The sequence below is a fragment of the Streptomyces sp. NBC_00667 genome (assembly GCF_036226825.1).
Lineage (GTDB): Bacteria > Actinomycetota > Actinomycetes > Streptomycetales > Streptomycetaceae > Streptomyces.
In genome coordinates, this window is sequence record NZ_CP109022.1 from 766,135 (window position 1) to 791,360 (window position 25,226).

At 72.9% G+C, this 25,226-nt stretch carries 21 protein-coding genes; 11 read left to right on the forward strand and 10 right to left on the reverse strand.

The features are described 5' to 3' along the window. Positions 1–50: 50 nt before the first annotated feature. From OHA81_RS03785 to OHA81_RS03800, 4 genes are all read right to left on the reverse strand, one after another. Positions 51–422, reverse strand: a complete 372-nt coding sequence (locus OHA81_RS03785; RefSeq protein WP_329192738.1) for an STAS domain-containing protein — start codon at positions 420–422, stop codon at positions 51–53. Positions 423–547: 125 nt separating this feature from the next. Continuing rightward, on the reverse strand, positions 548–1,504 hold the full coding sequence (locus OHA81_RS03790) for a sensor histidine kinase (RefSeq protein ID WP_329192740.1): 957 nt from the start codon (positions 1,502–1,504) through the stop codon (positions 548–550). Next, a complete protein-coding gene (locus OHA81_RS03795) occupies positions 1,501–2,391 on the reverse strand; it encodes an MEDS domain-containing protein (protein WP_329192742.1) in 891 nt (296 codons plus the stop codon). Before OHA81_RS03795 ends, OHA81_RS03790 begins: the two co-directional genes overlap by 4 nt. 107 nt (positions 2,392–2,498) lie before the next feature. After that, the gene (locus OHA81_RS03800) at positions 2,499–3,416 is read right to left on the reverse strand and encodes a SigB/SigF/SigG family RNA polymerase sigma factor (protein WP_329192744.1); all 918 of its coding nucleotides are present in this window, start codon (positions 3,414–3,416) and stop codon (positions 2,499–2,501) included. A gap of 217 nt (positions 3,417–3,633) precedes the next feature. Here OHA81_RS03800 and OHA81_RS03805 point away from each other — a divergent pair, with 217 nt between their 5' ends. Together OHA81_RS03805 and OHA81_RS03810 are read left to right on the forward strand one after the other, a co-directional pair. Next, positions 3,634–7,695: a HAMP domain-containing protein gene (locus OHA81_RS03805; RefSeq protein WP_329192746.1), complete on the forward strand. Its 4,062-nt coding sequence runs from the start codon at positions 3,634–3,636 to the stop codon at positions 7,693–7,695. A gap of 39 nt (positions 7,696–7,734) precedes the next feature. Then, positions 7,735–10,200 carry a SpoIIE family protein phosphatase gene (locus OHA81_RS03810; RefSeq protein ID WP_329192749.1) on the forward strand — a complete coding sequence of 822 codons (2,466 nt, stop codon included), beginning with the start codon at positions 7,735–7,737 and terminating at the stop codon, positions 10,198–10,200. A gap of 21 nt (positions 10,201–10,221) precedes the next feature. Here the strand turns inward: OHA81_RS03810 and OHA81_RS03815 are convergent, their stop codons facing one another. Continuing rightward, positions 10,222–10,644: an ATP-binding protein gene (locus OHA81_RS03815; protein WP_329192751.1), complete on the reverse strand. Its 423-nt coding sequence runs from the start codon at positions 10,642–10,644 to the stop codon at positions 10,222–10,224. 235 nt (positions 10,645–10,879) lie between these two features. On the opposite strand from OHA81_RS03815, the gene OHA81_RS03820 reads away from it, so the two are divergent. Further along, positions 10,880–11,107 carry a DUF5133 domain-containing protein gene (locus OHA81_RS03820; RefSeq protein ID WP_329192753.1) on the forward strand — a complete coding sequence of 76 codons (228 nt, stop codon included), beginning with the start codon at positions 10,880–10,882 and terminating at the stop codon, positions 11,105–11,107. A gap of 146 nt (positions 11,108–11,253) precedes the next feature. On the opposite strand, the gene OHA81_RS03825 is transcribed toward OHA81_RS03820, so the two are convergent. Both OHA81_RS03825 and OHA81_RS03830 read right to left on the reverse strand, forming a co-directional pair. Continuing rightward, on the reverse strand, positions 11,254–12,351 hold the full coding sequence (locus OHA81_RS03825) for a glutamate--cysteine ligase 2 (RefSeq protein ID WP_329201972.1): 1,098 nt from the start codon (positions 12,349–12,351) through the stop codon (positions 11,254–11,256). 75 nt (positions 12,352–12,426) lie between these two features. Then, positions 12,427–12,636, reverse strand: a complete 210-nt coding sequence (locus OHA81_RS03830) for a hypothetical protein (RefSeq protein WP_329192754.1) — start codon at positions 12,634–12,636, stop codon at positions 12,427–12,429. Between the two features lie 363 nt (positions 12,637–12,999). On the opposite strand from OHA81_RS03830, the gene OHA81_RS03835 reads away from it, so the two are divergent. The 3 genes from OHA81_RS03835 (at position 13,000) to OHA81_RS03845 (ending at position 15,580) form a co-directional block, all read left to right on the forward strand. After that, positions 13,000–14,103, forward strand: coding sequence for a YihY/virulence factor BrkB family protein (locus OHA81_RS03835; protein ID WP_443056428.1), 1,104 nt, complete (start codon positions 13,000–13,002; stop codon positions 14,101–14,103). Between the two features lie 50 nt (positions 14,104–14,153). Then, positions 14,154–14,975 (forward strand): class I SAM-dependent methyltransferase, encoded by an 822-nt coding sequence (locus OHA81_RS03840; RefSeq protein ID WP_329192756.1) that lies wholly within the window; start codon positions 14,154–14,156, stop codon positions 14,973–14,975. Positions 14,976–15,094: 119 nt separating this feature from the next. Then, on the forward strand, positions 15,095–15,580 hold the full coding sequence (locus OHA81_RS03845) for a VOC family protein (RefSeq protein ID WP_329192758.1): 486 nt from the start codon (positions 15,095–15,097) through the stop codon (positions 15,578–15,580). A 41-nt stretch (positions 15,581–15,621) separates the two neighbouring features. On the opposite strand, the gene OHA81_RS03850 is transcribed toward OHA81_RS03845, so the two are convergent. After that, complete coding sequence (locus tag OHA81_RS03850; protein ID WP_329192759.1) at positions 15,622–16,362, reverse strand: VOC family protein; 741 nt, start codon at positions 16,360–16,362, stop codon at positions 15,622–15,624. A 158-nt stretch (positions 16,363–16,520) separates the two neighbouring features. Next, positions 16,521–17,765: a serine hydrolase domain-containing protein gene (locus tag OHA81_RS03855; RefSeq protein ID WP_443056744.1), complete on the reverse strand. Its 1,245-nt coding sequence runs from the start codon at positions 17,763–17,765 to the stop codon at positions 16,521–16,523. Between the two features lie 156 nt (positions 17,766–17,921). Here OHA81_RS03855 and OHA81_RS03860 point away from each other — a divergent pair, with 156 nt between their 5' ends. From OHA81_RS03860 to OHA81_RS03870, 3 genes are all read left to right on the forward strand, one after another. Next, entirely contained in the window at positions 17,922–21,686 is a 3,765-nt protein-coding gene (locus OHA81_RS03860; protein ID WP_329192761.1) for an nSTAND1 domain-containing NTPase, read from the forward strand. 305 nt (positions 21,687–21,991) lie between these two features. Next, positions 21,992–22,888 (forward strand): C40 family peptidase, encoded by an 897-nt coding sequence (locus OHA81_RS03865; protein WP_329192764.1) that lies wholly within the window; start codon positions 21,992–21,994, stop codon positions 22,886–22,888. A gap of 46 nt (positions 22,889–22,934) precedes the next feature. Next, complete coding sequence (locus OHA81_RS03870; protein WP_329192765.1) at positions 22,935–23,312, forward strand: hypothetical protein; 378 nt, start codon at positions 22,935–22,937, stop codon at positions 23,310–23,312. Positions 23,313–23,437: 125 nt separating this feature from the next. On the opposite strand, the gene OHA81_RS03875 is transcribed toward OHA81_RS03870, so the two are convergent. Continuing rightward, entirely contained in the window at positions 23,438–24,082 is a 645-nt protein-coding gene (locus OHA81_RS03875) for a flavodoxin family protein (RefSeq protein WP_329192767.1), read from the reverse strand. A gap of 186 nt (positions 24,083–24,268) precedes the next feature. Here OHA81_RS03875 and OHA81_RS03880 point away from each other — a divergent pair, with 186 nt between their 5' ends. Next, on the forward strand, positions 24,269–24,481 hold the full coding sequence (locus OHA81_RS03880; protein WP_329192769.1) for a hypothetical protein: 213 nt from the start codon (positions 24,269–24,271) through the stop codon (positions 24,479–24,481). 167 nt (positions 24,482–24,648) lie between these two features. Further along, positions 24,649–25,206 carry a hypothetical protein gene (locus OHA81_RS03885; protein WP_329192771.1) on the forward strand — a complete coding sequence of 186 codons (558 nt, stop codon included), beginning with the start codon at positions 24,649–24,651 and terminating at the stop codon, positions 25,204–25,206. The last annotated feature ends 20 nt before the right edge of the window (positions 25,207–25,226 follow it).

Here is a 25,226-nt window from a genome sequence, read left to right on the forward strand (position 1 = left end):
GCAGTGCCGCTGGGTCGCGCGGGCAGGACGCGCGGCGGGCACGAGCGGGCTCAAGGCGCGGTGAGTGCGGCGTCGACGGTGGTGTCGATGGTGAACACGGTGTCCGCGCCGGTGATCTCCAGGAGCCTCAGGAGCTGCTGGGTGGGTGCGGCCAGTCGCACCCCGAGGCCGGCCTTCTCCGCGTCCAGACGCGCCGCGAGCAGCAGGTTGAGGCCCGAGGAGTCGCAGAAGCCCAGGTCCGTCAGATCGATGACCAGCCGGTTCGCGCCCGACCGGACGGCCTGCTCCAAGAGCGGCCGCACGGCGCCGAGGCCGTCCAGGTCCAGGTCTCCGGTGATCGCGCACACCACCGCGCCCGTCCCGCTCGTGCGGAGCCCGGCTCCGTGCGGTCCGTCTGTGGCCGTGCCCCCCTGTGGAGTCACTTCGTCCTCTCCCGGGTTGCCAGTTCCCACGTCAGCCTCTCCGTCGCCCCTCGTGCCGTACTGGCGCAACTTTACAGGCGCCGGTGGCGGCCGGGGAGCCCCGCGGGCCGCCGCCCTGCGCGGGGTCAGATGCCGCTGACGTGGAGGCGCAGGGTGAGACCGGATTCCAGGGCCCGGATCTCGACCAGGTCGCAGAGCTGGTGGATCATCCACAGGCCGCGGCCGCCGTTGCCGGACGTCAGGGACGGGCGCCGGCGGCCGGCGAGGGCGTTGGAGAGCCGGCCGCCGTCCCGGATCTCCGCGACGACGCCGCCCGCGGCCGTGCTCCACAGCCGCAGCGTGCCCTTGCCGCCTCCGTGGGCCAGGGAGTTGGCGGCCGCTTCGCTGACGGCGAGTACGAAGTCGCCCCGCCGGGCCGGTTCGAGATCCGCCCCGCGGACCCAGTTCTCGGCGTGTTCGCGGACCTGGGCGAGCCCGCCGCCGGAGTATTCCAGGAGGAGGGGCTCGTCGCCGGGCTCGGGAAACGGGAGGTCGCAGTCCGAACAGACGACGTCGGCGTCCGTGTAGTGGGGGCTGACGGCGTCCCGGCCGTCCTCGATCACCGTGGGGTGGGTGCGCCGGGCATCGGCCACCACCTGCGACGACAGACCGGAGAGGTCGTACGGGCAGAGGATGGTGGCGGGCCGTCCGGCGAAAGCGGTGTTGATGAGCGCCTCGTGACGGGTGGCTTCGAGGATCTCGCCTTCGGTGCGGCCCGGCCAGATCGGCTCTCCGACGATGCGCGGGGCCCGGCCGGGGTTGCGGTCCGCGAAGCCCTGGAGGGCGGCCAGGATCCGGCCGGGGTTGCGGCCCAGCTCCCTCATGTCCACGCAGTCGATGCCGTCGGCGTCGCTGCCCAGGCTCTCGCGCAGGGCGTCGAGCTGCGGGCCCGGCACGGCGAGGAGGACCGGCTCCTGCGCCGCCACAGCCGCGCGCACGAAGGCGCCGACACCGGCCGTGTACTCCTCCAGGTCCCGGTAGAAGAGGGCGGGATGGATGAAGTCGGCGGGCTCTGCGGCCGCCGGAACAGGGGTGACGATCATGCTGCGACCTCCAGCGCGGCACATTCCTCCGGAAACAACTCGGCCACTTTGCGCAGCGAGTACGGGGGCTTGTGGAGAAGGAGGCTCCGGCCCTTCCCGGTCAGTGAGTTCGAGACGTCCACGAGCACGGCGACGGCGCCGGGGTCGAGGAAGGTCACCGCGGACAGGTCGAGGTGGACGATGGGACCGGGCATCCGCGCGAGGGCGGCGAGCGCGGAACGCAGGATGTGGCGGGAGTCGACGTCGCCGCTGCCGCACAGCCGGATTCCGGAGCGGTCCCGCATCGGGACGGCGGCCAGGGCGGCCGGCAGGGTTCTCAGGCCGTCGGCCGGGGGCCGGGGGACGTCGGCGCAGGCGGTGTGGGCCCGGGTGAGCAGGTCGGCGGTCGGCCCGGGGATCAGGCGGCGGTCGAAGAGGCAGAGCCCGGTGAGCGGGAGGTCCGCGTAGACCTCGCGGTCCAGGCGCAGTTCCGATTCCAGGATGCGGTCGACGTCCGCCCCCTCGCGCGCCGACCAGGACATCTCACCGAGGACCCGCAGGCCCGTGTGGCCGTCGGCGAGGGCTTCGGTACAGGCCGCGCGGAACATGGAGATGACCCAGTCCGGGTCGAAGGGGACGCGGCGCAGGTAGGACCGTTCCGTTCCGGTCACGCTCAGGCGGGCGTCCCGGCGGGCCCCGTCGACGTCGATGTGGCCGCGTCGCAGTACGTCGATGACGGCGCTGGGCTCGGTGCTGTCGGCGCTGTACCAGACGCGCTGGCCGCGCTCCAGGCCGTTGCTCACGAAGCGCACCACGGTGTCCGCCCACGCCAGGTCGCTGTCGTAGGCGAAGGAGGAATGCTCACCACGGGCAGCCGGGTACCGGCTGTGACGAGGGGGCGGGGTCACGTCTTCCCTCCGGGGGCGGGCGGTTGGCCGGGTCGAGTGACAAGGCTACCGCCGGTCCTTGTCGGCACCGGCCCGCCCGCCGCCTCGGCGGGATGTGCGGACAGGATTCAGGAGGCGAGCATGCCGCTGCGCAGCCGCGCCAGGGTGCGGGACAGCAGGCGCGACACCTGCATCTGGGAGATGCCCAGCTCGGCTCCGATCTCGGCCTGGGTCTTCTCCTCTCCGAAGCGCATCTGCAGGATGCGGCGGTCCCGCTCGTCGAGTTCGGCCAGCAGGGGGGCGAGGGTGTGGAACTCCTCGAAGAGTTCCATGGCGAAGTCGGCTTCGCCGAGGGTGTCGGCCAGTGACCGGGTCCTGCGGCCCGAGGCGGAGTCCTCTTCCGAGCCGGCGGAGGCGTCGAGGGAGTCACTGGTGTAGCCGTTGGCGGCGACCAGCCCCTCCACGACCTCCTCCTCGCTCAGTTCGAGGTCCTGGGCGAGTTCCTTGACGGTCGGGGCACGGCCGAGGAGGTCGGTGAGGGCCTCCCGGCTCTTGGCGAGTTCCGTGCGCAGCTCCTGCAGGCGCCGCGGGACGTGCACGGCCCAGGTGGTGTCGCGGAAGTACCGCTTGATCTCGCCGGTGATGAAGGGGAGCGCCAGCGTGGCGAACTCCACCTCGCGCTCGGGGTCGAACCGGTCGATCGCCTTGATCAGGCCGATCGTCCCCACCTGGAGGATGTCGTCCATGTCGACGCCGCCGCCGGCGGAACGGGCGCGGAAGCGGCGGGCGGCGAAGTGGACCAGTGAGACGTTCATCTCAATCAGCGTGTTGCGCGCGTACTGGTACTCCGGGGTGCCCTCCTCCAGCGAGCGCAGCCGCAGCAGGAAGACGCGCGAGAGCTGCCGCGCGTCCGACGGGGCCACCTCGCGGGCGTCGGCGATCCGCGGCAGTCGGCCCTCGGGTTCCTCGGTCGTACGGCCTGTGGCCGGTGCGTCCTTCAGGTCTGTGGTGCGGACCGGGTCTACAACTGCGGCGGAGCGAGGCATGGGGGACCTTTCCTCCCGACGACGGACGGCTGACGACGCTCGCTTGCCCCGAGAATTGCACTCCACACGGCCTTGATGGAAGTTTCTTCCGAGACGGTGCTCACGGGCCCATCGGGGGCTTCCGGCCGCCCGGGATGTGGTGGACTACGTCCCGGCGCGTGACGCAAGGGCCTGTGTCCCCGTCGGTGACGAGGTGTCGGAAGATGGTGGGGAAGAGATGACGAACGCTACGGTCACGCAGGGCTCGGGGCCCGGTTCACCGGGCGCGGTGGGCGAGCCGGAACTGCGCCAGCTGCTCGCCGGACTGACGGCGGTGCGTGACGGTGACTTCGGCACCCGGTTGCCCGACGGGGCCGATGGGCTCCTCGGCGAGATCGCGACCGTCTTCAACGGCATGATCGACCAGTTGTCCCTGTTCACCTCGGAGGTCACCCGGGTGGCCCGCGAGGTCGGCACCGAGGGGACGCTCGGCGGTCAGGCCGAAGTGCCGGGCGTGTCCGGCAGCTGGGCGGACCTGACGGACTCCGTGAACGCGATGGCGGGCAACCTCACCACGCAGGTCCGCGACATCGCGCAGGTGGCCACCGCCGTCGCGCGGGGCGACCTCTCGCAGAAGATCGCCGTGGACGCCCGCGGGGAGATCCTGGAGCTCAAGGACACCGTCAACACGATGGTCGACCAGCTCTCCGCGTTCGCCGACGAGGTCACCCGCATGGCCCGCGAGGTGGGCACGGACGGGATCCTCGGCGGCCAGGCCGACGTCAAGGGCGTCTCCGGCACCTGGCGCGACCTGACCGATTCGGTCAATTTCATGGCCGGAAACCTCACCGCCCAGGTGCGCTCCATCGCCCAGGTCGCCACGGCCGTCGCCAAGGGCGACCTCTCGCAGAAGATCCGGGTCGACGCCCGGGGCGAGATCCTGGAGCTCAAGGACACCATCAACACGATGGTCGACCAGCTCTCCGCGTTCGCGGACGAGGTCACCCGTGTCGCCCGCGAGGTGGGCACCGAGGGCAACCTCGGCGGACAGGCCACCGTGCGCGGGGTCTCGGGCACCTGGAAGGACCTGACCGACAACGTCAACGTGATGGCGTCGAACCTGACCGGGCAGGTGCGCTCCATCGCCCAGGTCGCCACGGCCGTCGCCAAGGGCGACCTCTCGCAGAAGATCACGGTCGAGGCGAAGGGAGAGGTCGCCGCGCTCGCCGGGGTCATCAACACGATGGTCGACACGCTGTCCGCGTTCGCCGACGAGGTCACCCGGGTGGCCCGCGAGGTGGGTACCGAGGGGCGCCTCGGCGGCCAGGCCCGTGTCCCGAACGTGGCGGGCACGTGGAAGGACCTCACCGACAACGTCAACTCCATGGCGAACAACCTGACCGGTCAGGTCCGCAACATCGCCCTGGTGACCACCGCCGTCGCCAACGGCGACCTCTCGAAGAAGATCGACGTCGACGCCCGGGGCGAGATCCTCGAACTCAAGACCACGATCAACACGATGGTGGACCAGCTGTCCTCCTTCGCGGCCGAGGTGACGCGCGTGGCGCGCGAGGTCGGCAGCGAGGGCCGCCTCGGCGGCCAGGCCGAGGTCGAGGGTGTCGAGGGCACCTGGAAGCGGCTGACGGAGAACGTGAACGAGCTGGCCGGGAACCTGACGCGCCAGGTGCGGGCCATCGCCGAGGTCGCGAGCGCGGTCGCCGAGGGCGACCTGACCCGCTCCATCACCGTGGACGCCTCCGGTGAGGTGGCGGAGCTCAAGGACAACATCAACTCGATGGTCGGCTCCCTGCGGGAGACCACCCGCGCCAACCAGGAGCAGGACTGGCTCAAGTCCAACCTGGCGCGCATCTCCGGCCTGATGCAGGGCCACCGGGACCTGTCCGCCGTCGCCGAGCTCGTCATGGACGAGCTGACGCCGCTCGTGGACGCCAGCTACGGCGCCTTCTACCTCGCCGAGGAGAGCGAGGGCGAGACGTGGCTCACGCTCATCGGCTCCTACGGCCGGCCCGCCGGAAGCCCCGCCTCCGTACGTCTTCGGCGCGGTGAGACCCTCGTCGGCCAGGCGGCCCGCAGCCGGAGGATCATCGTGGCCGACGAGGTGCCGCCCGGCTACGTCGTCTCCTCGGGGCTGGGCCGCTCCGCCCCGGCGGGACTGATCGTGCTGCCCATCGTCGTGGAGGAGCAGGTGCTCGGCGTCATCGAGCTCGCCACCTTCAAGACCTTCACCCCGGTGCACCGCGACTTCCTGGGCCGCCTGATGGAGACCGTCGGCGTCAACGTCAGCACGATCGTCGCCAACGCACGCACCGATGAACTCCTGGGCGAGTCCCAGCGGTTGACGGTGGAGCTCCAGGCGCGCTCGGAGCAGCTCCAGGTCCAGCAGGACGAACTCCAGCGCTCCAACGCCGAGCTGGAGGAGAAGGCCGCCCTCCTCGCCACCCAGAACCGGGACATCGAGACGAAGAACCTGGAGATCGAGCAGGCCCGGCAGGAACTGGAGGACCGCGCACAGCAGTTGTCGCTGGCCTCGAAGTACAAGTCGGAGTTCCTGGCGAACATGAGCCACGAGCTGCGCACGCCGCTCAACAGCCTGCTCATCCTCGCCCAGCTCCTGGCGCAGAACCCGACCCGCAACCTCACGGCCAAGCAGGTCGAGTACGCCGGGATCATCCACTCGGCGGGCTCCGACCTGCTCCAGCTGATCAACGACATCCTCGACCTGTCCAAGGTCGAGGCGGGCAAGATGGACATCAACCCGGAACGGGTGTCCCTCAAGCAGCTCCTGGGCTACGTGGAGGCCACCTTCCGGCCGCTGACCACGCAAAAGAGCCTCGAGTTCGAGATCGTGACCTCGCCCGGGGTGCCGGTCGACCTGCTGACCGACGACTCGCGGCTGCGTCAGATCCTGCGCAACCTGCTGTCCAACGCGGTCAAGTTCACCGAGCACGGCCGGGTGGAGCTGCGGATCGAGCCCGCGGTCTCCGAAGAGCTGCCCGGTCACCTGGACCGGGCCGGATCGGTGGTGGCCTTCCGGGTCGCCGACACGGGCATCGGGATCGCCGAACAGCACCTGGAGTCGATCTTCGCCGCGTTCCAGCAGGCCGACGGCACCACGAGCCGCAGATACGGGGGCACCGGGCTCGGCCTGTCGATCACGAGGGAGATCGCACGGCTCCTCGGCGGTGTGGTCACGGCGCGCAGCGTGCCCGGCGAGGGCTCGGTCTTCACCCTGTACCTGCCCGTCTCCTACGACGACTTCCACGACCTCGTCCTGGAGGGGCAGGTCCTGGAGGCGGCGCCGGAAGGCGACCCCGAGGCGATCGACGGCCCCTCCGGTGCGGTGTCAGCGCTCCCTCCCGCCGGTGAGGACGCGCGCCACCCCCGGCGGCTCCTGGTGATCGAGGAGCGCAACAACGGCCTGCTCAGTCTCGTCGCGGAGAGCGCCGCCCGTGATCTTGCCGCGGGCCGTGCCGCCACCGGTACCGAAGAGCAGGTGGAGGTGGCGACCGCCGTCACCGCCGTGGAGGCGGCCACCGTCCTCGCGCAGGCCTCCTTCCACTGCGTCGTCCTCGACCTGGGCAGCGACGGGGAGGCCCTGCGCTTCCTGGACGCCATGGCGGGCGACTCGGCCCTGGCTTCCCTGCCGGTGCTCGCCCACGACGGCCGCCGGCTGACGACGGCGCAGCGGACGGAACTGGCCCGGCACTCCGCCCACCAGCCGCTCGAGGTCCTCTCCAGCCTGGACGAGCTGCGCGAACGGATAGCGCTCCACCTCTCCGCGGAGTGGCCCGGGGCCGTACCCCCGCTGGTGCGGACCGGCGCGCCCTCGCCGGCCTCCGGCCCGGCGGCGCACGTCGACGACCGCCTGGCGGGCCGGTCGGTCCTGGTGGTCGACGACGACGCCCGCAACCTGTACGCGATCAGCGGCATCCTGGAACTCCACGGCATCGAGGTCCTGCACGCCGAGAACGGCCGCAAGGGCATCGACGCCCTGGCCGCCAACCCCGGCATCGACCTGATCCTGATGGACGTGATGATGCCGGAGATGGACGGGTACGCGGCGACCGCCGAGATCCGGCGCATGCCCGCCTACGCGGGGCTGCCGATCATCGCGGTCACCGCGAAGGCGATGCCCGGCGACCGGGAGAAGAGCTTCGCGTCCGGCGCCAACGACTACGTCACCAAGCCGGTCGACGCGAACGACCTGATGTCCCGGGTCCGGCGCTGGCTGCTTCCGCAGGAGTCCGCCCAAGGAGCCGAGAGTGCCGCCGGTGCCTGACGTACGACTCCCCTCCCCCGCCGAGAAAGCCGGTCCACGGTGAACACGCCCACGTATGCAGGAGACGAGTCCGGTGACGTCCGGGCCGTGCCCGAGCTACGCCCGCGCCACGGCGGCGACGGCCCCGGTCCCGGCTTCCCGCCGGTCCGCACCGACGCGTCCCCGGCGGTGACCGACGCCGGCCGACTGGCCGCCACCGTCGAGCGGCTGCGCCAGGAGGTGCGGGAGGCCCAGGCCGCCGCGGACGGCCGGGCATTGGTCGAAATGGCCAAGGGCGTGCTCGTCGGCCGTCTCGGGTGCGGTCCGGCCGAGGCGGCGCGGCAACTGGCCAAATTGGCCGAGCAGTCGGGTACGACCTTGCTGGCGCTGGCCGTCGATGTCGTCAACCAGGCGGCGCGCGACCACGTGAGCGAGGTCGCGCGGGAGTTCCTGGAGAACGCCGCCCAGTCGGCCCCCGTCGCCGGCGCGAGCACGCCGGCCGTGCGGCTTCGCGCCGCCGAGAGCGGGCTGCTGGCCGCCGCCGACTCCCAGGCCGTGGCCGCGGCCCTGCTGGATAACGCCCTGACCGCTCTCGGGGCGCACGGTGTCGCGATCTGGGTGGCGGGCTCGGATTCCTCCCTGACGCTCGTGGGGCACGCGGGCTTCCCGGAGGAGGAGGCGAGCCGGTGGCGCTACGTCCCGCCGGAGGTGGCGACCTGCGCCCATCTGGCTCTGGACAAGCGCGAGTTGACCGTCGTACCGCGGTTGAGCGACTCAGGTATCCCCTCCATCGGCCGGCGCCAGCACCCGGGAGGCGGCCGCGTCGTCGTGCCCGCCGGTACCGGCGGCCGCATCCACGGCGTGCTGGAAGTGTGCTGGCCGGAGCCCTTGGAACCGCAGTCCCCGCAGGTCCTGCGCCAGCTGGAGGCGCTGGCCGAGCTGTGCGCGCACACCTTGGGCGACCAGGACGTGACCCCGTCCGCCGAGCCCGAAACCCCGGAGCACGGCGTCGCCGGAGTGGCCGAGATGGTCAACCTCGCCGACAACCTGTACGACCCGGCACTCGTACTGACGCCCTGTCTGGACCTGGGCAGCCGGCTGGTGGACTTCCGCGTCCACCACGCGAACGACCGCTTCATCGACCCCGCCGGGCGGCCGCGCACCTCGGTGTGCGGCTCGTCGTTCCTGGAGGCGTACCCGGCGGCCGCCGAGGACAGCGGTCTCTTCGACAAGCTCGAACGGGTCTACGCGACGGGCGAGCCCTGCCGGACCCAGCGGATGGCGCTCACCGCGTTCGTGGACGACGTCCCCCTCACGGCGATCGCCGACGCCAGCATCAGCCGCCACGGCGCGGCCCTGCTGCTCATCTGGCGGATAGAGGACGAGACGGCGCGGCTGGCCAGCCTGCTCCAGCACGCCCAGCGACTCGGCCGTGTCGGCGGCTTCGAGGAGAACATCACGACGGGTGAGATCACCTGGAACGGGCAGCTGTTCACGCTCTACGGGCGGCCCCTGACCTCCTCCCCCGTCCCCCTGGAGGAGCTGCGCGCCCACGCCCACCCGGACGACGTGGCCTCCATCGACCGCTTCCTGCGCACGCTCCTGCACCACCGGCGCGAATCCTCGGTTGACTTCCGGCTCCAGCGCACCGACGGCATCACCCGGCACATCCGTCTCGTCGCGGAGCCCGTCCTCGACGACCGGGGCAGCCTGCACGCGGTGCGCGGCGCCTACCAGGACATCTCCTCCCAGCACTGGACGGAGGTGGCCCTCGCCGCCACCCGGGACCAGCTCGCGCACACCGAGGCGGAGGCGGCCGAGCGCAGCAGGCTCGCCCTCCAGCTCCAGCACGCCATCATGCCTCCGGCGCCCGCCCCCCTGGAGGTCCCCGGCATCCGCATCGCGGTCCGTTACCGGCCCGCGGAGTCTGAGGCGATGGTGGGCGGCGACTGGTACGACTCGGTCGTGCTGCCCAACGACAAGGTGCTGCTGTGCGTCGGCGACGTCGCCGGGCACGGCATCGAGGCGGCCACCGGCATGGTCATCCTGCGCAACGCCCTCCGGGGCCTCGCGGTGACCGGCGCCGGGCCCGCCCAGCTGCTGTCCTGGCTCAACACGGTCGCCCACCACCTGACCACCAACGTGACCGCCACCGCCGTGTGCGGCATCTACGATCCTCGGACGCGGGCACTGCGCTGGGCGCGCGCCGGACACCTGCCGCCGGTCCTGGTACGGGGTACCGAGGCGCAGGCCTTCCCGATGGCCCACGGGCTGCTGCTGGGGGCGCTGCCGGACGCCGACTTCGAGGAGGAGGAGGTGCGGCTGGAGCCCGAGGACACGTTGCTGATGTACACCGACGGGCTCGTCGAGCGGCGGGACGTCTCCGTGACGGACTCCCTTTCGCAGTTGCTCTCCCTCGCGGCGCGGGAGGCGGATTCCCTGGACAGGCGGGTCGACCGGCTGCTGACGCACAGCAGGTCCGACACCGACGACGACACCTGCCTCATCGGTATCCAGGTCCGCTGAGCGGCGGACCCGGTCCCCGGCTCACTCCGGGACGGGTTCTCCGTGCGGGTCGGCCACCCCGGGCGGGTGGAAGCAGGCGCTGATCGCCTTGCCGCCGTGGCAGGCGTGGACGTCCATCGTGTCGGCGAGTGCGTCCACGATGCCCAGGCCCCGGCCGGAGGTGGCGGTCGCGTCGGCCTCGCGGGGCCTGGGCAGCCGCGGATCGGCGTCGGCCACGCTCACGTGCAGGCAGTGGCCGTCCCACGTCAGGACGAGGTGAGCGGTCTCGGCGGCGTGGACGTGGGCGTTCGCGACCAGTTCGGAGACGCTGAGCAGGATCGAGTGGACGGTGTCCGGGGCGTCGGCCGCCCAGTCCAGCGACGCGAGGTGCTCGGCGGTCCACTGGCGGGCCGCGCGGACCCCGTTCGACACCGGAAAAGACCGGGCCCACCCGACTGCCCTCATCGCCATCATCCTCACCGTTTCCCTTCGTTGCCAAGTGCCGCTATCCGCGCCGCCGTCGGTGCTGCGATCGCCGCCGCTCCATGCCGCTTCGCCTGCCGACGACGCGAGTACCCCGCACGGCCGGGGGCATCCCCGGGGCCCGCGCCGGACTCCGCGTCCGCGAGGCAGGTGTAGCCCCGCGCAACCGGGGCAGCCGAGGGCCAAGATCGTCCGGCTTTCCCGAAAGGATCCGCCCATGCTGATGGCCCACCCGGCTGTTCTCTCCGGTCTCGTCGAGCGCTACTGGGCGCTGGCGGTCCTGTGCGCCCACGACGACACTCCGCAGACCCGCGGGCGCATGGACGACGTCGCGCACACCTTGTGCGTCGCGACGGGCACCTCCAGTGTGGACGCGGCGCTCGCTGCCGCCCGTTACCGCCTCCCGGGCGCACGCACCTTCGACGACTCGGTCCTGGCCAGTTAGGGCGTGTCCTTCGGATCAGCCGGGCCGCCGCGGGCCCGGCATGATCCGAAAGACACGCCCTAGCGCCGGTCGGGACTCCTCGCGCCGCTGCCCTGCTCCTTTGACGAGGGGCGGGGCAGCAGCGTGCGGGCCGCGGGCTTGCGGTGCTACGCGCCGGCGGTGATGCGGGCGCACTCCCGTACGACGGCGCCCAGGTCCCCCGTCTTGGACAGCAGTTCCCGCTGGATGCGCGCCCCGTTGCCGCGCTCGAAGAGCTCCTCTATGCCCTGGCGGGCCGCCGCGGCGTCGCCGTGGTCCTCAAGGGCTTCGCGCACGTGCTCGAACAGCGCGTCCACCACCACGCGCGCCGGCGCCTCCAGCATCGTCGTCGGGTGGATGAGGGGTCCGTCTATGCCCGAGCGGGCCGCCCGCCACGACGCCAGCCGCAGCAGGCTCACCCCGATGCGAGCCGGGGGCTGACCGGCCTCGTAGGCGCGTGCCGCCGTTTCCACGAGCCCCCGTACGAGCGTGGCGAGCAGGACGGTGGTGGAGGGGTGCAGGCAGACGTCCGCGACCCGGATCTCCACGGTGGGGTAGTTCGCCGCGAGCCGGGCATCGAAGTAGATCATGCCCTGGTCCCGGAGCACCCCGGTGCCGACCATGGCGGAGACCTGCTCGTGGTACCGGTCCGCGCTGCCGAAGATCTCCGTCGGCCCCGCGGAGGGCCACCGGTTCCACACCCGGCTGCGGTAGCTCCCGTAGCCGCTGTCCTGGCCCTGCCAGAAGGGCGAGTTGCCGCTGATGGCGGTGAGGACGGGCAGCCAGGGCCGGATGCGGTCGATCACGGCCACGCCCTCTTCGTCGGAGTCGACGCCGACGTGGACGTGGCAGCCGGACGTCAGCTGTTCCTGCGCCGTGAGGCCGAACCGCTCCGCGACCCACGCGTAGCGTTCCCCGGCGTTGGCCGTGGGCCGCACGGGCAGCGGCGAGGTGGCGAGCGCCGCCACCTCGGCGCCGGCCTTCGCAGCGTGCCGGGCCGCCTCGGAGCGCCACCTGACGATCTCCTCCGTCAGCTCCCCCATCTCCGTCACCGGTTTGGTGGAGAATTCCACCTGCTCGCGCATCAGCTCCTTCTCGAAGGTGCCTTGCTCTTCGGCCACGGCATGCCGCTTCGCCTCGGCCAGGACCGCGCCCGACACGGAGAGCGGTTCCCCGCTCTCCGATCCGACCAGCAGGAGTTCCTCTTCCACCCCGACGCTGCGCAGACGCACTCGCACCACTTCCGTTCGTTTCCTCTGTACCGATGGTGCGCGGCTGCCCCGGCCCGGGCCCGCCATGCGCTACGGCTTGTTGGCGATGGCTCCGAGGTACTGGTTGAGCGACTCCAGGCGGGCGTCGAGTCGCTCGGTGCTCTGGGCGACGTCCTGGAGCTCCCGCGCCGCGGCGAGGACCGCGAGGACCAGGGCACGGGCGGCCGGGTCGCTGACGTCGCGCAGCGCCGTGCGGGCTTCGTCGAGGAGGGGGGACGGGACGGGAACGGTCGATTCCATGTCTGTCTCCTGTCAGGGGGATCCATCGGGGGGCTGTGAGGGGGGAACCGTCGTGGGGAGTCGTCGGGGCAACTGTCGTGTCGGGAGCGAGGGGAGCCCGCCCCGCCGGGTCAGCGGCTGCTCCGCTTGAGGTTGTAGACCAGGATGAGCAGGGCCGCCGCCATCAGCGCCAGGTGCAGCCATACCGGGCCTGCCGGAACGTGTTCACCGGCCGTCGTCTTCCACATCTCCGCTGCCTTCCGCCGGGGCGTAGCGCTCTGTCATTGCCGTGTTACCGCGCTTGCCCGCGATTCGGGCGGCGACGCGCCCGCCGGCGCTGGGCCCGTCAGGTTTCGCCCGCCCTCGAGTGGACATCCGCCAGGCATGAACGACACCCCAGCTCCGCGCGACAAGGACGACCGCGACGGCCGGGTCCGGCCCACGGAGCCCGTACCCGGATCGGGCCCCGGCCATGGCTCCGGCGCTGACCCCGGCCCCGGCTCCGGCTCTGGCCCCGGCCCGGGCCCCGAGGTGGAGCGAAGGGCACCGGATGAGCCCACGGACCTGCCCGGCAGGTCGTGGGGGGCCGTGCTGAAGCGGACCGTCCGGGAGTTCCAGAAGGACGAGCTGGCCGACCGGGCCGCCGCCCTCACCTACTACGCCGTCCTGTCCCTGTTCCCGGCGCTGCTGGTGCTGGTGTCGCTGCTCGGGGTGGCCGGGAAGTCCGCCACGCAGTCGGTGCTGGACAACCTGCAGAAGCTGGCGCCGGGCGCGGCGCGGGACGTGATCTCCAACGCGGTCCGTCAGCTCCAGGGCGGCACGGGACTCGGCTCGGTCCTGGCCGTCGTCGGTCTGATCGCCGCACTGTGGTCGGCGTCCGGGTACGTGGCGGCGTTCATCCGCGCGTCCAACGCCGTCTACGACGTGCCCGAGGGGCGGCCCGTGTGGAAGGTGCTGCCGCTGCGGTTCGCGCTGACGGTGGCGCTGCTGGTCATGGCGTGCGCGAGCGGGCTGATCGTGGTGTTCACCGGCGCTCTCGCCCGGCGCGCCGGTGACGCCCTGGGTCTCGGGAACACCGGCGTCACGGTGTGGTCGATCGCGAAGTGGCCCGTTCTGGTCATCCTCGTCACGATCATGATCGCGTTGCTGTACTGGGCTTCCCCCAACGCGAAGGGCCGCGGGTTCCGCTGGATCACGCCCGGCAGCTTCCTCGCCCTGCTGATCTGGATGGCCGCCTCCGCCGGCTTCGCGCTGTACGTGGCGAACTTCGGCTCGTACAACAAGACGTACGGCACGCTGGCGGGTGTCATCGTCTTCCTCATCTGGCTCTGGATCACCAACCTGGCCATCCTGCTCGGCCTCGAGTTCGACGCCGAGATGAGCCGGCAGCGCGCGATCGCGGGCGGGCTCCCGCCCGACCGGGAGCCGTACGTCGAACCGCGCGACACCCGGGAGTGGAGCGAGGAGGACAAACGGCGCGCGGAGTGACCCCTCGTGTCCTGCCCGGATCGGCGGGCCGGTCGGCCGATAGTGGAGCGGTGGGCAACGGATCGCAGGAACAGGGGCCGGGACGGCCGGGGCAGGGCGCGCCGCCGCAGGGCTCCGGCGGCGGGGGCATCGACTGGTCGGGCCCCGTCGGGGCGCGGGCGTTCGCGGAGGTGGAAGCGTCCACCGACTGGCTGCTCGGCTACCCGTTCGTCTTCGAGGCCCTGTCCCACCGGATGGGCGCGGGCGCGGTGCTCGTCGACTACGGCTGCGGGCCGGGCCGGGTGGCGGACCGCGCGGCGCGGACGCTGGGAGCGCGGGTAGTGGGCGTGGACACCTCTCCCGAAATGCTGGAGCTGGCCCGGCGGACGAGCCCGGCGGTGGCCGAGTACCACCTGGTCCAGAACGGCCGGGCGACCGGCCTGCCGGACGGGTGCGCGGACGCGGTGATGTGCAACCACGTACTGGCCTCCCTGGCGACCGAGGAAGCGGTGCTCGGGGTGTTCGCCGAGATCCGCCGCCTGCTCCGGCCGGGCGGGCCGTTCGTGCTACTGGGCACCGACCCGGCCTGTGCGGGCATCGAGTACGCCTCCTTGCGCGTGGGCCGGGCGGGGGCGGTGTACGGGCCGGGCGAGGAGATGCCGCTCGGGCTGCGCCGGACGAACGGCTCCTGGCAGGAGGTGCGCAACCACGCCTGGCCGGTGGACGTACTGGCGGCCCTGGTGGAGCGGTCCCGCTTCCGTGACGTGTTCCAGCGCCGGCCGACGGTGGCGGAGGCCCTCCCCCTCGCGGAACCCGGCCTCGCCGGGCGCTTCCCCTGGACGGCGGAACGCACCCGCCCCCCGCTGGTCATCACGACGGCGGTCGCGGCGTGAGGCCGCGGGCCGGCAGGTGCCGGTCGGTATCGACGCTTGACCTCAACCGGACTTGAGCTCCTACGTTCCTCCCAGAGCCGCAGGAACCGACCGGCGGCGCATTTGCACGGAGGTTCGCCGTGAGCGAGCGCACAGCCGACATCGAGGTACCCGACCGCTACCGCTACGCCGTGATCCCCCACATCATGGTCGACGACGCCGCCGCGGCGATCGACTTCTACCGGCGGGCGTTCGGCGCCCGCGAGGACTTCAGGCTCGACGCTCCGGGCGGCGGGGTCCTGCACGCCGAGATCACCATCGGACGCTCGGTCCTGATGCTGGGTGACGCCGGCGTGGACGAGGCGGAGGCCGCGTCCTTCGCCGCACCGGCCGCGCTCGGCGGAGGCACGTCCGTCACCCTGCACGTCTTCGTGCCCGATGTCGACGAGCTGGCCGTGCGCGCGGAAGCCGCCGGCGCCGAGATCCTCCAGCCGCCGAAGGACATGTTCCACGGTGACCGCACCGTCATCCTCAGGGACCCGTCCGGTCACATCTGGGTGTTCCTGACCCACGTGGATGACGTCTCACAGGAGGAGCTCCGGCGTCGCCTGGCCGCCGCCGGGTGACCGGACCGGGACGGCGGCCGGGTCCCGTCCGCCCGGAGGGCCTACTCGTCCGTCAGGGACGCCGTGACGGTGAACAGGGCTCCGTCGGGGTCACGCAGGGCGACCCAGCGCTCGGTGGCGTTCTCCTCGATGTCCGACATGATCCGGCCGCCGAGCGCCGCGGCCGCCTCCAGGGCCGGTTCCAGTGCGGGGACGCGGAAGTGGACCCGCCACCGCGGCCGGACCTGCGGCTGGAGCGCGGCGGTCTCCACCGGGCCGCTGTTGAGCCGGGCGACGGGCTCGCCGAGGTGGCGCAGGACGACCTGGTCGTCCTCGTAGGAGATCTCCACGGGCCCCTTGGTCCACTGCAGCACCTCGCCGTAGAAGAGGGCCGCGTCGAAGGCGTTGAGGGTGAGCAGTTCCAGCCACGCCGGGGCGTGGCCGGAGCCCACGCGCCAGCCGGAGAAGACGATGCCCTCCCAGATCCCGAAGACGGCGCCGTCGCGGTCGGTGGCCAGGGCGCCGCGGCCGCCGGTGTCGAAGGAGACGGGCCCCACGCCGACCGTTCCGCCGCGCTCCCGGATCCGGGCGACGGTCTCGTCGGCGCTCTCGACGGCGAAGTAGGGCGTCCAGGCGGCGGGCACTTCGAGTTCCCCGGCCAGGGCCCCGATCCCGGCGACCGGGGCGCCTTCCACCTCGGCGACGGCCAGGCCCTCACCCAGCCCACCCGGCCGGAACGACCAGCCGAGTACCGCGCCGTAGAAGCGCTGGGCGGCCTCCAGGTCCCGCGTCGCCAGACTCACCCAGCACGGAGCGCCCAGGGCATCACCCGTCGAATCCTGCACAGCCGCGCTCCGTCCCTCAGCCCGATGCCGGGGCGCCACGGCGGCGGCCCCCCTCAAGAGGTACCGTCCCGGCCGCACCGCCGCCGTCATGACGCGCCGCACGGCCGGGGGCTTGATCAACGCGCCCGGGCCTGGCCCCGCTCGGGCAGGTCCTCGTCGGCGGGGAGGGCGGCGAAGCCGCGGCGGGGGGCGCCCGTGGCGGTCGCGGGCGGTTGTTTGCCGCAGAACGCCGCTTCGAGGGTGCCGCCGAGCGCCGTGTTGGCTTCGCCCCGGTTGGAGGTGTTCGCCATGGCGGCGAGGGTGCGCCGGCCGTCGCGGGTGGCGAAGGCGTAGGTGTAGAAGCCCTGGACCGTGCCCGTGTGGCCGTAGACCGAGGTGCCGCAGGACAGGTCGTAGCGGCGCAGGCCCAGACCGTAGAAACGGGTGTGCGTCGCGTCGGTGGGCGTCATCGTGAGCATGGCGTCGAGGGTGCGTGCCGGCAGCAGCCTGCCGCCCAGCAGTGCGGAGACGAAGGTGTTCAGGTCGGCCGCGTTCGAGATCATCGCCCCGGCGGACTGGGCCCAGGAGACGGTCTGCTCGGTGGAGTCGACCGGCCCGGCCCCGGCTTCGTCGGGGTAGAGGTAGCCGTGCGCGTGCGGGCCCTTGATCTCGGTGCGGGGGTGCACGTAGGAGGTGTTCCTGAGTTTCAGCGGCTTGATGATGCGCCGCTCGTACTCCTCGGCGACCGGGTTCCCGGTGGCCTTCTCGATGAGCATGCCGAGGACGACGAAGTTGGTGTTGGAGTACGAGTACGCCGCGCCGGGCTGCGAGGTCCGCGGCTCGCGCAGGGAGAGGTTCACCAGTTCGCGGTAACCGAACACCTTGTTGCGGACCGCCTCGAAGCCGGGAACGGTCCGGGCGAACATCGCGTTGGTGTAGTCGGCGAGCCCGCTGCGGTGGGTGAGCAGGTGACGCACCGTGATCCGGTCGTCGGGCAGCAGGCCCGGCAGGTAGTGGTTGACGGGCTGGTCCAGGCCGATCCTGCCCTCGTCGACCAGCTGCAGCAGCACCACACTGGAGAACGTCTTGGTGACGCTGCCGATCCGGAAGCGGGAGTTGGGGTCCATGGCGGCGCCGGTGGTCCGGTCCTTGACCCCGACGGCCCTGGTCCGTACCCCCGTCGGGCCGGTGAGGCGCGCCATGGCGCCGGGTGCTCCGGCACCGGTCGTGTTGCGCAACGCCCGGGTCAGGGCGTCCAGATCGGGCGCGGGCGGGCCGCTGCGCACCGTGGGCGCGGTGGGTGCGGCGTACGCGGTGGCGGCGGGCGCGAGCCCGGTCACCACCGCGATCAGGGCTGCGCTGACGGCCAGGCGACGGTCCATGGTCAGGGACACGTTGCTCCTCAACTCGGTTCGCGGGGGCCAAGTGGCGGTGGCAGCCTACGCACGCACGGGCCCCGTAAGGGGCCGTCAGTACCGGTGCGGGCGAACTCGTTCCCCCTCAGGCGTACGTTCCGTCCGCGAGGGAAGGTAGGCCCCGTGCCGACGGACGACGAGACCCTCGATGGATTCGCGGCCGAGCTACGACGCCTGCGCCGGCGGCGCAACGTGTCGCTCTCGGACCTCGCCCGCTCGATCCACTACAGCAAGGGCTACCTCAGCAAGATCGAGAACGGGCGGAAGCCGCCCACCCCCGATGTCGCCCGGCGGTGCGACGAGGTTCTCGACGCGGGCGGTGAACTGCTGCGCCTGGTCCCGCCGGTACCGGCCGTCCCCCAGGCCCGCGCCGGGGACGACGGGCCCGGCCCCGCGGGTTCCGGCGCGGTCTGCCCGTACCGGGGCCTGGCCTCCTACGGGCCCCAGGACGCGGAGTGGTTCTTCGGCCGTGACAGCGCCACCGCCGAGCTGACCGGCCGGCTCGCCGAGCGGATCGGGCACGGGGCCGTGGCGGTGGTGGCCCCGTCGGGCGCCGGGAAGTCCTCGCTGCTGCGCGCCGGGCTGCTGCCCGCGCTGCGCCGGGGGGCGCTGCCGGTCGCGGGGTCGCAGGACTGGCCGGTGGTGGTGTGCGCGCCGGGGGCCCACCCCCTCAAGGAGCTGCTGCGCTGCGCGGCGGACGTGCTGGGGGCGGCTGCGGCGGGGATCACGCCGGAGGAACTGGCGGACCGTCCGGACCGGCTGCCGCACGCGGTGGCCGGTTCCCTCGGCCGGCCCGGGCTCGTACTCCTCGTCGACCAGTTCGAGGAGGTGTTCACGCTGTGCGAGGACGACCGGGAGCGCGGGGCCTTCGTGCGCGTGCTGCACTCGCTGGCCGCCTGCGCCACCACCGCCGTGGTCATCGGGCTGCGGGCCGACTTCTGCGGGCACTGCCTCGGCCATCCGGAGCTGGTGGAGGTGTTCACGCACGGCCTGTTCGCCCTCGGCCCGATGTCCGAAGGCCAGTTGCGCCGGGCCATCTCCGAGCCCGCCGCACGGGCCGGGCTGACCCTGGAGGTGGGCCTGGTCGAGCTGCTGCTGCGCGATCTCGGGGACCGCTCGGCAGCCCACGCCGGTTCCCTCCCGCTCCTGGCCCACGCCCTGCTCGGCACCTGGCAGCAGCGCAGCGGCAGGACCCTGACCGTGGCCGGCTACGAGATGACCGGCGGGATCCACGGAGCGGTCGCACGCACCGCCGAGTCGGTGTTCGCCCGGCTGGAGCCCGCGGAGCGGCGCATCGCGCGCCACCTGCTGATCAGGCTCGTGCACATCGCGGACGGTGAGGGTGCCCAGACCCGCAGGCCGGTCGAACGGGACCGGCTGCTGCGGCAGGTGGCGGATCCCGGGGCGGGCGGCCGGGTCCTGGACGCGTTCATCGAGGCCCGGCTGGTGACCGCCGACGGGGCGTCGGTGGAGATCACCCACGAGGCTCTGCTGCGGGCGTGGCCGCGCCTGCGCGAGTGGATCGAGTCCGACCGGGCCGCCCTCGTGGTGCGCCAGCGGGTCTCCGACGCCGGGGCCGAGTGGGTGCGGGGCGGACGTGATCCCAGCCTGCTGTTCCGGGGGTCGCGGCTGGCCGGGGTGCGGGAGTGGGTCGAGCGGCAGGACCCGTCCCAGCTGGGGCCCGAGGAGCGGGAGTTCATCGCGGCGTGCGAGGCCGAGGAGGAGCGGCGGAGCCGGGCGGTGCGGCGCCAGAGCAGGATCCGCCGGGCCCTGGTCGTCACTTTGGCCGGTTTGCTGGCGGTCGCGCTGGCCGCCGGGGCGCTGGCCTTCCAGCAGCGTTCGCAGGCGCTGGACCAGGGGCGTACGGCGCAGTCGCAGGCGATGGCGGTACGGTCGCGGTCGCTGGCGGCGGGGCAGCCCGAGGCCTCCATGCTGCTCGCGGCGGCCGCCTACCGCACGGCGCCCACCGCGGAGGCCCGGGGGGCGCTGCTGAGCAGCCAGTCGCAGTACTTCGCCGGCCGGCTGCGCGGGCACGCGGGAGCGGTCAACTCGGTGGCGTACAGCCCGGACGGCAAGGTGCTGGCCTCGGCGAGCTCGGATTCCTCGGTACGGCTGTGGGACGCGGACGGGCGCCGGCTCGTCGGCACGTTCACCGGGCACACCGGGGCGGTGGCATCGGTGGCCTTCGCGCCCGACGGGAGCCGGCTGGCGACGGCGGGGGCGGACGGGACGGTGCGCCTGTGGGACGTGGGGGCCCGGCGGCTGACCGCCACCCTGACGGGGCACCGTGGCGGTGTGCGTGCGGTGGCGTTCAGCCCGGACGGGCGCACCCTGGCCTCCGGCGGCACCGACCACACCGTGCGGCTGTGGGACGTACCGGACGGCGCCGCGCGGACGGTGCTGACCGGGCACGAGGACGCGGTGATGGCCGTGGCGTTCAGCCCGGACGGCTCCCTCATCGCCTCCGCCGGGGCCGACCGCAACGTGCGGCTGTGGGACGCGGCGGACCTCGGACGGGTGGTGGTGCTCTCCGGTCACACCGATCAGGTGCTCGGGATCGCCTTCTCCCCGGACGGCAGGACCCTGGCCTCCGGTGGCGCGGACCGGACCGTGCGGTTGTGGGGCATGCCGGGGGGCGCGGAGGGGGCGGTGCTCACCGGCCACGGCGACGACGTGAACGCGGTCGCGTTCAGCCGTACGGGCGACAGCGTGGTCAGCGCCAGCGGTGACGGCACGGTCAAGTCGTGGGATCCCGTCACCCGCAAGGTGATCGCCACGCTCTCGGGTCACACCGACTACGTGCTCGCCGTCGCCGCCGGGCCCGGGCAGCAGCTCGCCACCGGCGGGTTCGACCAGTCCGTGGTGCTGTGGGACCCCGGCCGGGCCGCTCTGGCCACCCGGCCGTTCACCGAGGCGTGGCAGTCGGCGTTCTCCCCGGACGGCCGACTGCTGGCGTCGGCGCAGGCGGACCACACCGTACGGGTGTGGGAGCCGGGCCGGCGCCGGCTGCTGACCACCCTGACCGGCTGCGGGGGGTCGGTGTTCTCCGTCGCGTTCTCGCCGGACGGGCACCTGGTCGCCGCCGCGGGGGCCGACCGTACGGTCAGGACCTGGAAGGTGGCGGACGGGAAACCGGCCGCGGTGTTGACCGGCCACGGCGGCTCGGTCTTCGCGGTGGCGTTCTCCCCGGACGGCAGGACGCTCGCCTCGGCCGGCGCGGACCACACCGTGGCCCTGTGGGACGTGGGCACGGGCCGGCGGGAGGCGACCCTCGACGCCCACCAGGACTTCGTCAACGCCGTGGCGTTCAGCCCGGACGGGCGCACGCTGGCTTCCGGTAGCGATGATCTGACGGTACGACTGTGGGACGTGACGGATGTACGGACCGCCGGGCACGCGCCGCGGGCCGTACTGCGCGGCCACACCGGCTCGGTGCGCGGCGTCGCGTTCTCCCCCGACGGGCGCATCCTCGCCAGCGGCGGCAACGACGGAACGGTCCGGCTGTGGGACACCGCCCGGCTCACCACGGCCGCCACCCTCGCCGGACACAGCGGGTCGGTGCGGGCGGTGGCGTTCAGCCCCGACGGCAAGGTGCTGGCCAGCAGCGGCAGTGACCAGAGCGTGAAGCTCTGGGACCCGCGGCGCGCCGAGCAGACCGCCACGCTCAACGGCCATACGGGAGCCGTGTGGGGCGTCACCTTCGACCCGGCGCGGCCGGGAACGCTGGCGAGCAGCAGCAACGACGGGACCGTGCGGCTGTGGAACACCGGCATCGCGCAGCGCGTTGCCGGGCTCTGCCGCCTCCTGGGGGACACCGGGCCCGAGCGCTGGGCCGGGCTACTGCCCGACGTCCCCTATCGGAGCGTGTGTCCGGCCGACGCCGGCTGAACTGCGGGAGGGGCCCGTTTCCCCGGGGGTTTCCCGTTTCCCACCGGCAAGGGCGACGCGTGGCGTCTCGACAGCGGCGCCCGCCGCGGCCCAGTCTCGAACCACCGCAGCCGGTGGCCGAGTTCCGTGGCAACCGCCGTCACCGGCCGGCCGTGCGGGCTTTGCGGCCGTCGGCGCGGAAGCCGGCGACCACGAGGCACGTCACGGAAGACCACGTGGTGGGTCACGAGGCCCACCGGCCACGAGGCCGTCGTCGGGAACACGACGTCGTCCGCAGGACAACGGGGAGAACGGGGAAACCAGGTATGCGCACCATCCTGCACAAAGCGAGGCGGTCCGTCGCGGCGGTCGGTCTCCTGGCGCTCTGCGCGGTCGGGGCCACGGCCCAACAAGCGGGCGCCGCACCGGCGTGGAGGGCCGAGGGGGCACCTTCGGCGGGCGCGGCGGCCGCCGAAGGCAGCTGTGACGTCCTCGCGCCCGGCGCGGCCGCTGCCGCACAGGCCGCGGTCCGGGCCGCCTGCTCGCAGATCGGCGTCTGGTACACGTGGGGAGGCGGCCACGGGGCGCAGCCGGGCCCCACCTACGGGCAGGTGGACCCCACCGATCCGGCGAGTCAGCACGACCCGGAGCGGCGCGGGTTCGACTGCTCGGGGCTCGTGCGGTACGCCTACGCCCAGGCCACCGGTCAGGACATCTTGGCCGGCACCTCCAACGCCCAGTACCACTCGTCCCGGGTCACGGCGCGTTTCGGCGCGTCCCAGGGCACCGGTCCACTGCTGCCGGGTGACCTGCTGGCCTGGGGCGGCGACAACTCCATCCACCACATCGCCGTCTACCTCGGCGCGGGAAAGATGGTCGAGGCCCGGCAGTCCGGCACCCACGTGATGGTGAGCGACGTCCGGCTCGGCGGCGACTACAACGGCGCCGTGCGCATCGCTGCCGACCCGGGGCAGGGCGGCACCTTCTCCACGTGGGGCACCGACGTGTGGACGCACAGCGAGCCGTCCACGACCAGCGGGCGGGTCCACAAGTTCGACGGCCCGACGCAGGTGCGGATCAGCTGCCAGAAGCACGCCCAGCCCGTGGACGCCGAGGGCTACCACAACGACGCCTGGTCCTACCTGCCCGACTACAACGCCTGGATCACCAACATCTACGTCCGGGGTGCCGCCTGGCTGGACGGCGTCCCCACCTGCCCCTGACACACCTTCACCCACACCGCACACACAAGGATCCGAGGAGTACACCGTGAACGCACCCAAGAAGTTCGCCCTGCTGGCCGGCGCGGCCGCCCTGACGGCCGGGCTCACCGTCACCTCACTGCCCTCGGCGACCGCCGCCCCGGCCAAGCCGGCCGCCGACTGCGGCGTCCACTCGGACGGCAGGCTCTACTGCGGGAACAGGGCCGGCGCGAAGGGCTACGCGGACCGCTCGTACCGTTCGGCGACGCGCGGCACGCTCAACACCACCTACAGCTGGTTCGTGTGCTGGGGCCCCGGCGACCCGCACCCGGGCGGCAACAACGTCTGGTACTGGACGCAGCTGGACAACGGCGCGTGGGGCAACGTCCCGGCCGTCGACGTCAACACGCCCAACGACCCTGCCTACGGCCTGCGCCAGTGCTGAGCCGCGCCTTCTGAGCAGGACTGCCGAGCACGACTGCTGAGCCGATCAGCGCGTGGGGCCCGCTCCCGGCCGGGAGCGGGCCCCACCGTTCGTTCTGCGCGGGCGGTCGGCGGACCGGCGCCGCGTCAGCTCGGCGGGTACGCGGCCGCCTTGAGGCAGCGGGCCAGGTGTGCGGTGTTCGCGGCGAGGGTCGCGGTGGTGCCCGCGGTCTCCTCGGGCGTCTTGTCCAGGTCCTGGTAGTCGGTGCCCTGCATCGCCTCGCCGACCCAGTAGGTGACGGCGCCGGGCGCCAGGCTGAAACCGACGTCGTTCAGGCCCTGGAAGAGATCGGCACTGACCTTGTGGGCACCGTCCTCGTTGCCGACGACGCACACGGCCGCGACCTTGCCGTAGGTGAGCAGGCGGCCCTCGTCGTCGGTCTCGGACAGTTCCGCGTCCAGCCGTTCCAGGACCCGCTGGGCGACGCTGGAGGGGTGGCCGACCCAGATCGGTGTGGAGATGACGAGGATGTCGCTGGCGAGGACGGTCCGGCGGATCTCGGGCCAGGCGTCCCCGTCGCCCATGTCCGTCCCCACTCCCGGTTTGACGTCGTGGTCCACGACCCGGATCACCGTGCCGCTCACACCGTGTTCACCGAGGGCCTCCATCGTCTGCTCGGCCAGCAACTGGGAGCTGGAGCGCTCCGGTGAGGGAGTGAGGCTGCACACCAGCGCCACGGCGCGCAGCGGGGTCGTCGGGGAGGCGGTCTGGCGGTTCTGTGTCGTGTCCATACGGACGCGGGTGCCCTCCCGCGGCGTTCTCTACCGGGCCGCTGGGCGCTGCCCGCACCGTCGGAAGACACCCCTGAACCACACGCTCGGTCACGGAAAAGGTGCGCTGGGTAGCGGACCGTGGCAGCGTCGGTGGTGCGGAGGCCAAAGAGGCCCTCCCGACGAGAGCAAGGAGCGTGAACCGTCATGGGCGGTATGCGGGACAAGAACCAGCAGCCGGGCAAGGGCCGCGAGGAGCAGGAGCACCAGCGGCAGCAGCGTCCCGGCCAGGACGCCGGATCCATGCGGCCGGCCGGTGGCCGTCAGCGCAAGCCGGGTGAGGTGTCGCACGACCGCGCCGTCGACGACGACATGCTGGGCGACGACGACATGGACATGCCCCGCGACGAGCGTCGCTGACCCGCGGCCGCTCGCACAGGACTCCGGCCGGTGGCTGACCACCGGCCGGAGTCCGCCGTGCCGGGCGGCTCGCGGGCGAAGGGGCCGGGCAGCCGGGCCATGCGGCCGCTCCTCGCGGGTAGGCGCATCGGCCAGGACCGCGTGCACGAGGCGCAAGGAGGCACCACATGGCCCGGCTGTCGGTGGAAGGGGCGGAAATCGTCGTCCGGCTGTCCATGCGCGAGCGGCTTGCCGTGCGTCGTCGGCACCACATCCGCGTCCCCGTCGCGGCGGTGCGCGAGGTCGCCGTGGAAACCAGCTGGTGGCGCGTACTGCGAGGGACGGCGGGCAGGGGCAGCTGGCACCCCGGGCACTGTGTGGGGATCAGGCGTTCACCGGAAGGCGGAGGGGGCGAGGACTTCGTCTCGGTACGCGCCCGCGGCCCGGTGCTCCGCCTGGAGCTGGCCGCTGGCGCCGAGTTCCGCCGGATCGCGCTCAGCATCCCCGACCCGCAGGCGACGGCGCGCAGGCTGCGTTCCCTGCGGCCCGAGGACCCTGCGCCGGACGGGGCGGGGCGGCAGGAAGAGGCGCGCGCCCCGCAGGCACCGCACCGCCCCCTGCTCCAGCACGAGGGGGGCACGGCGGACGACCACGGCCGCGCGCCCGGCGATCCTTCCCGGACCGGGACCGGCGCGCAGCCGAAGGCCGACGACGAGCGGGTACGCAGGGCCGACGAGGGCGAGTGACGCCGCGTGCCACCGCGCGC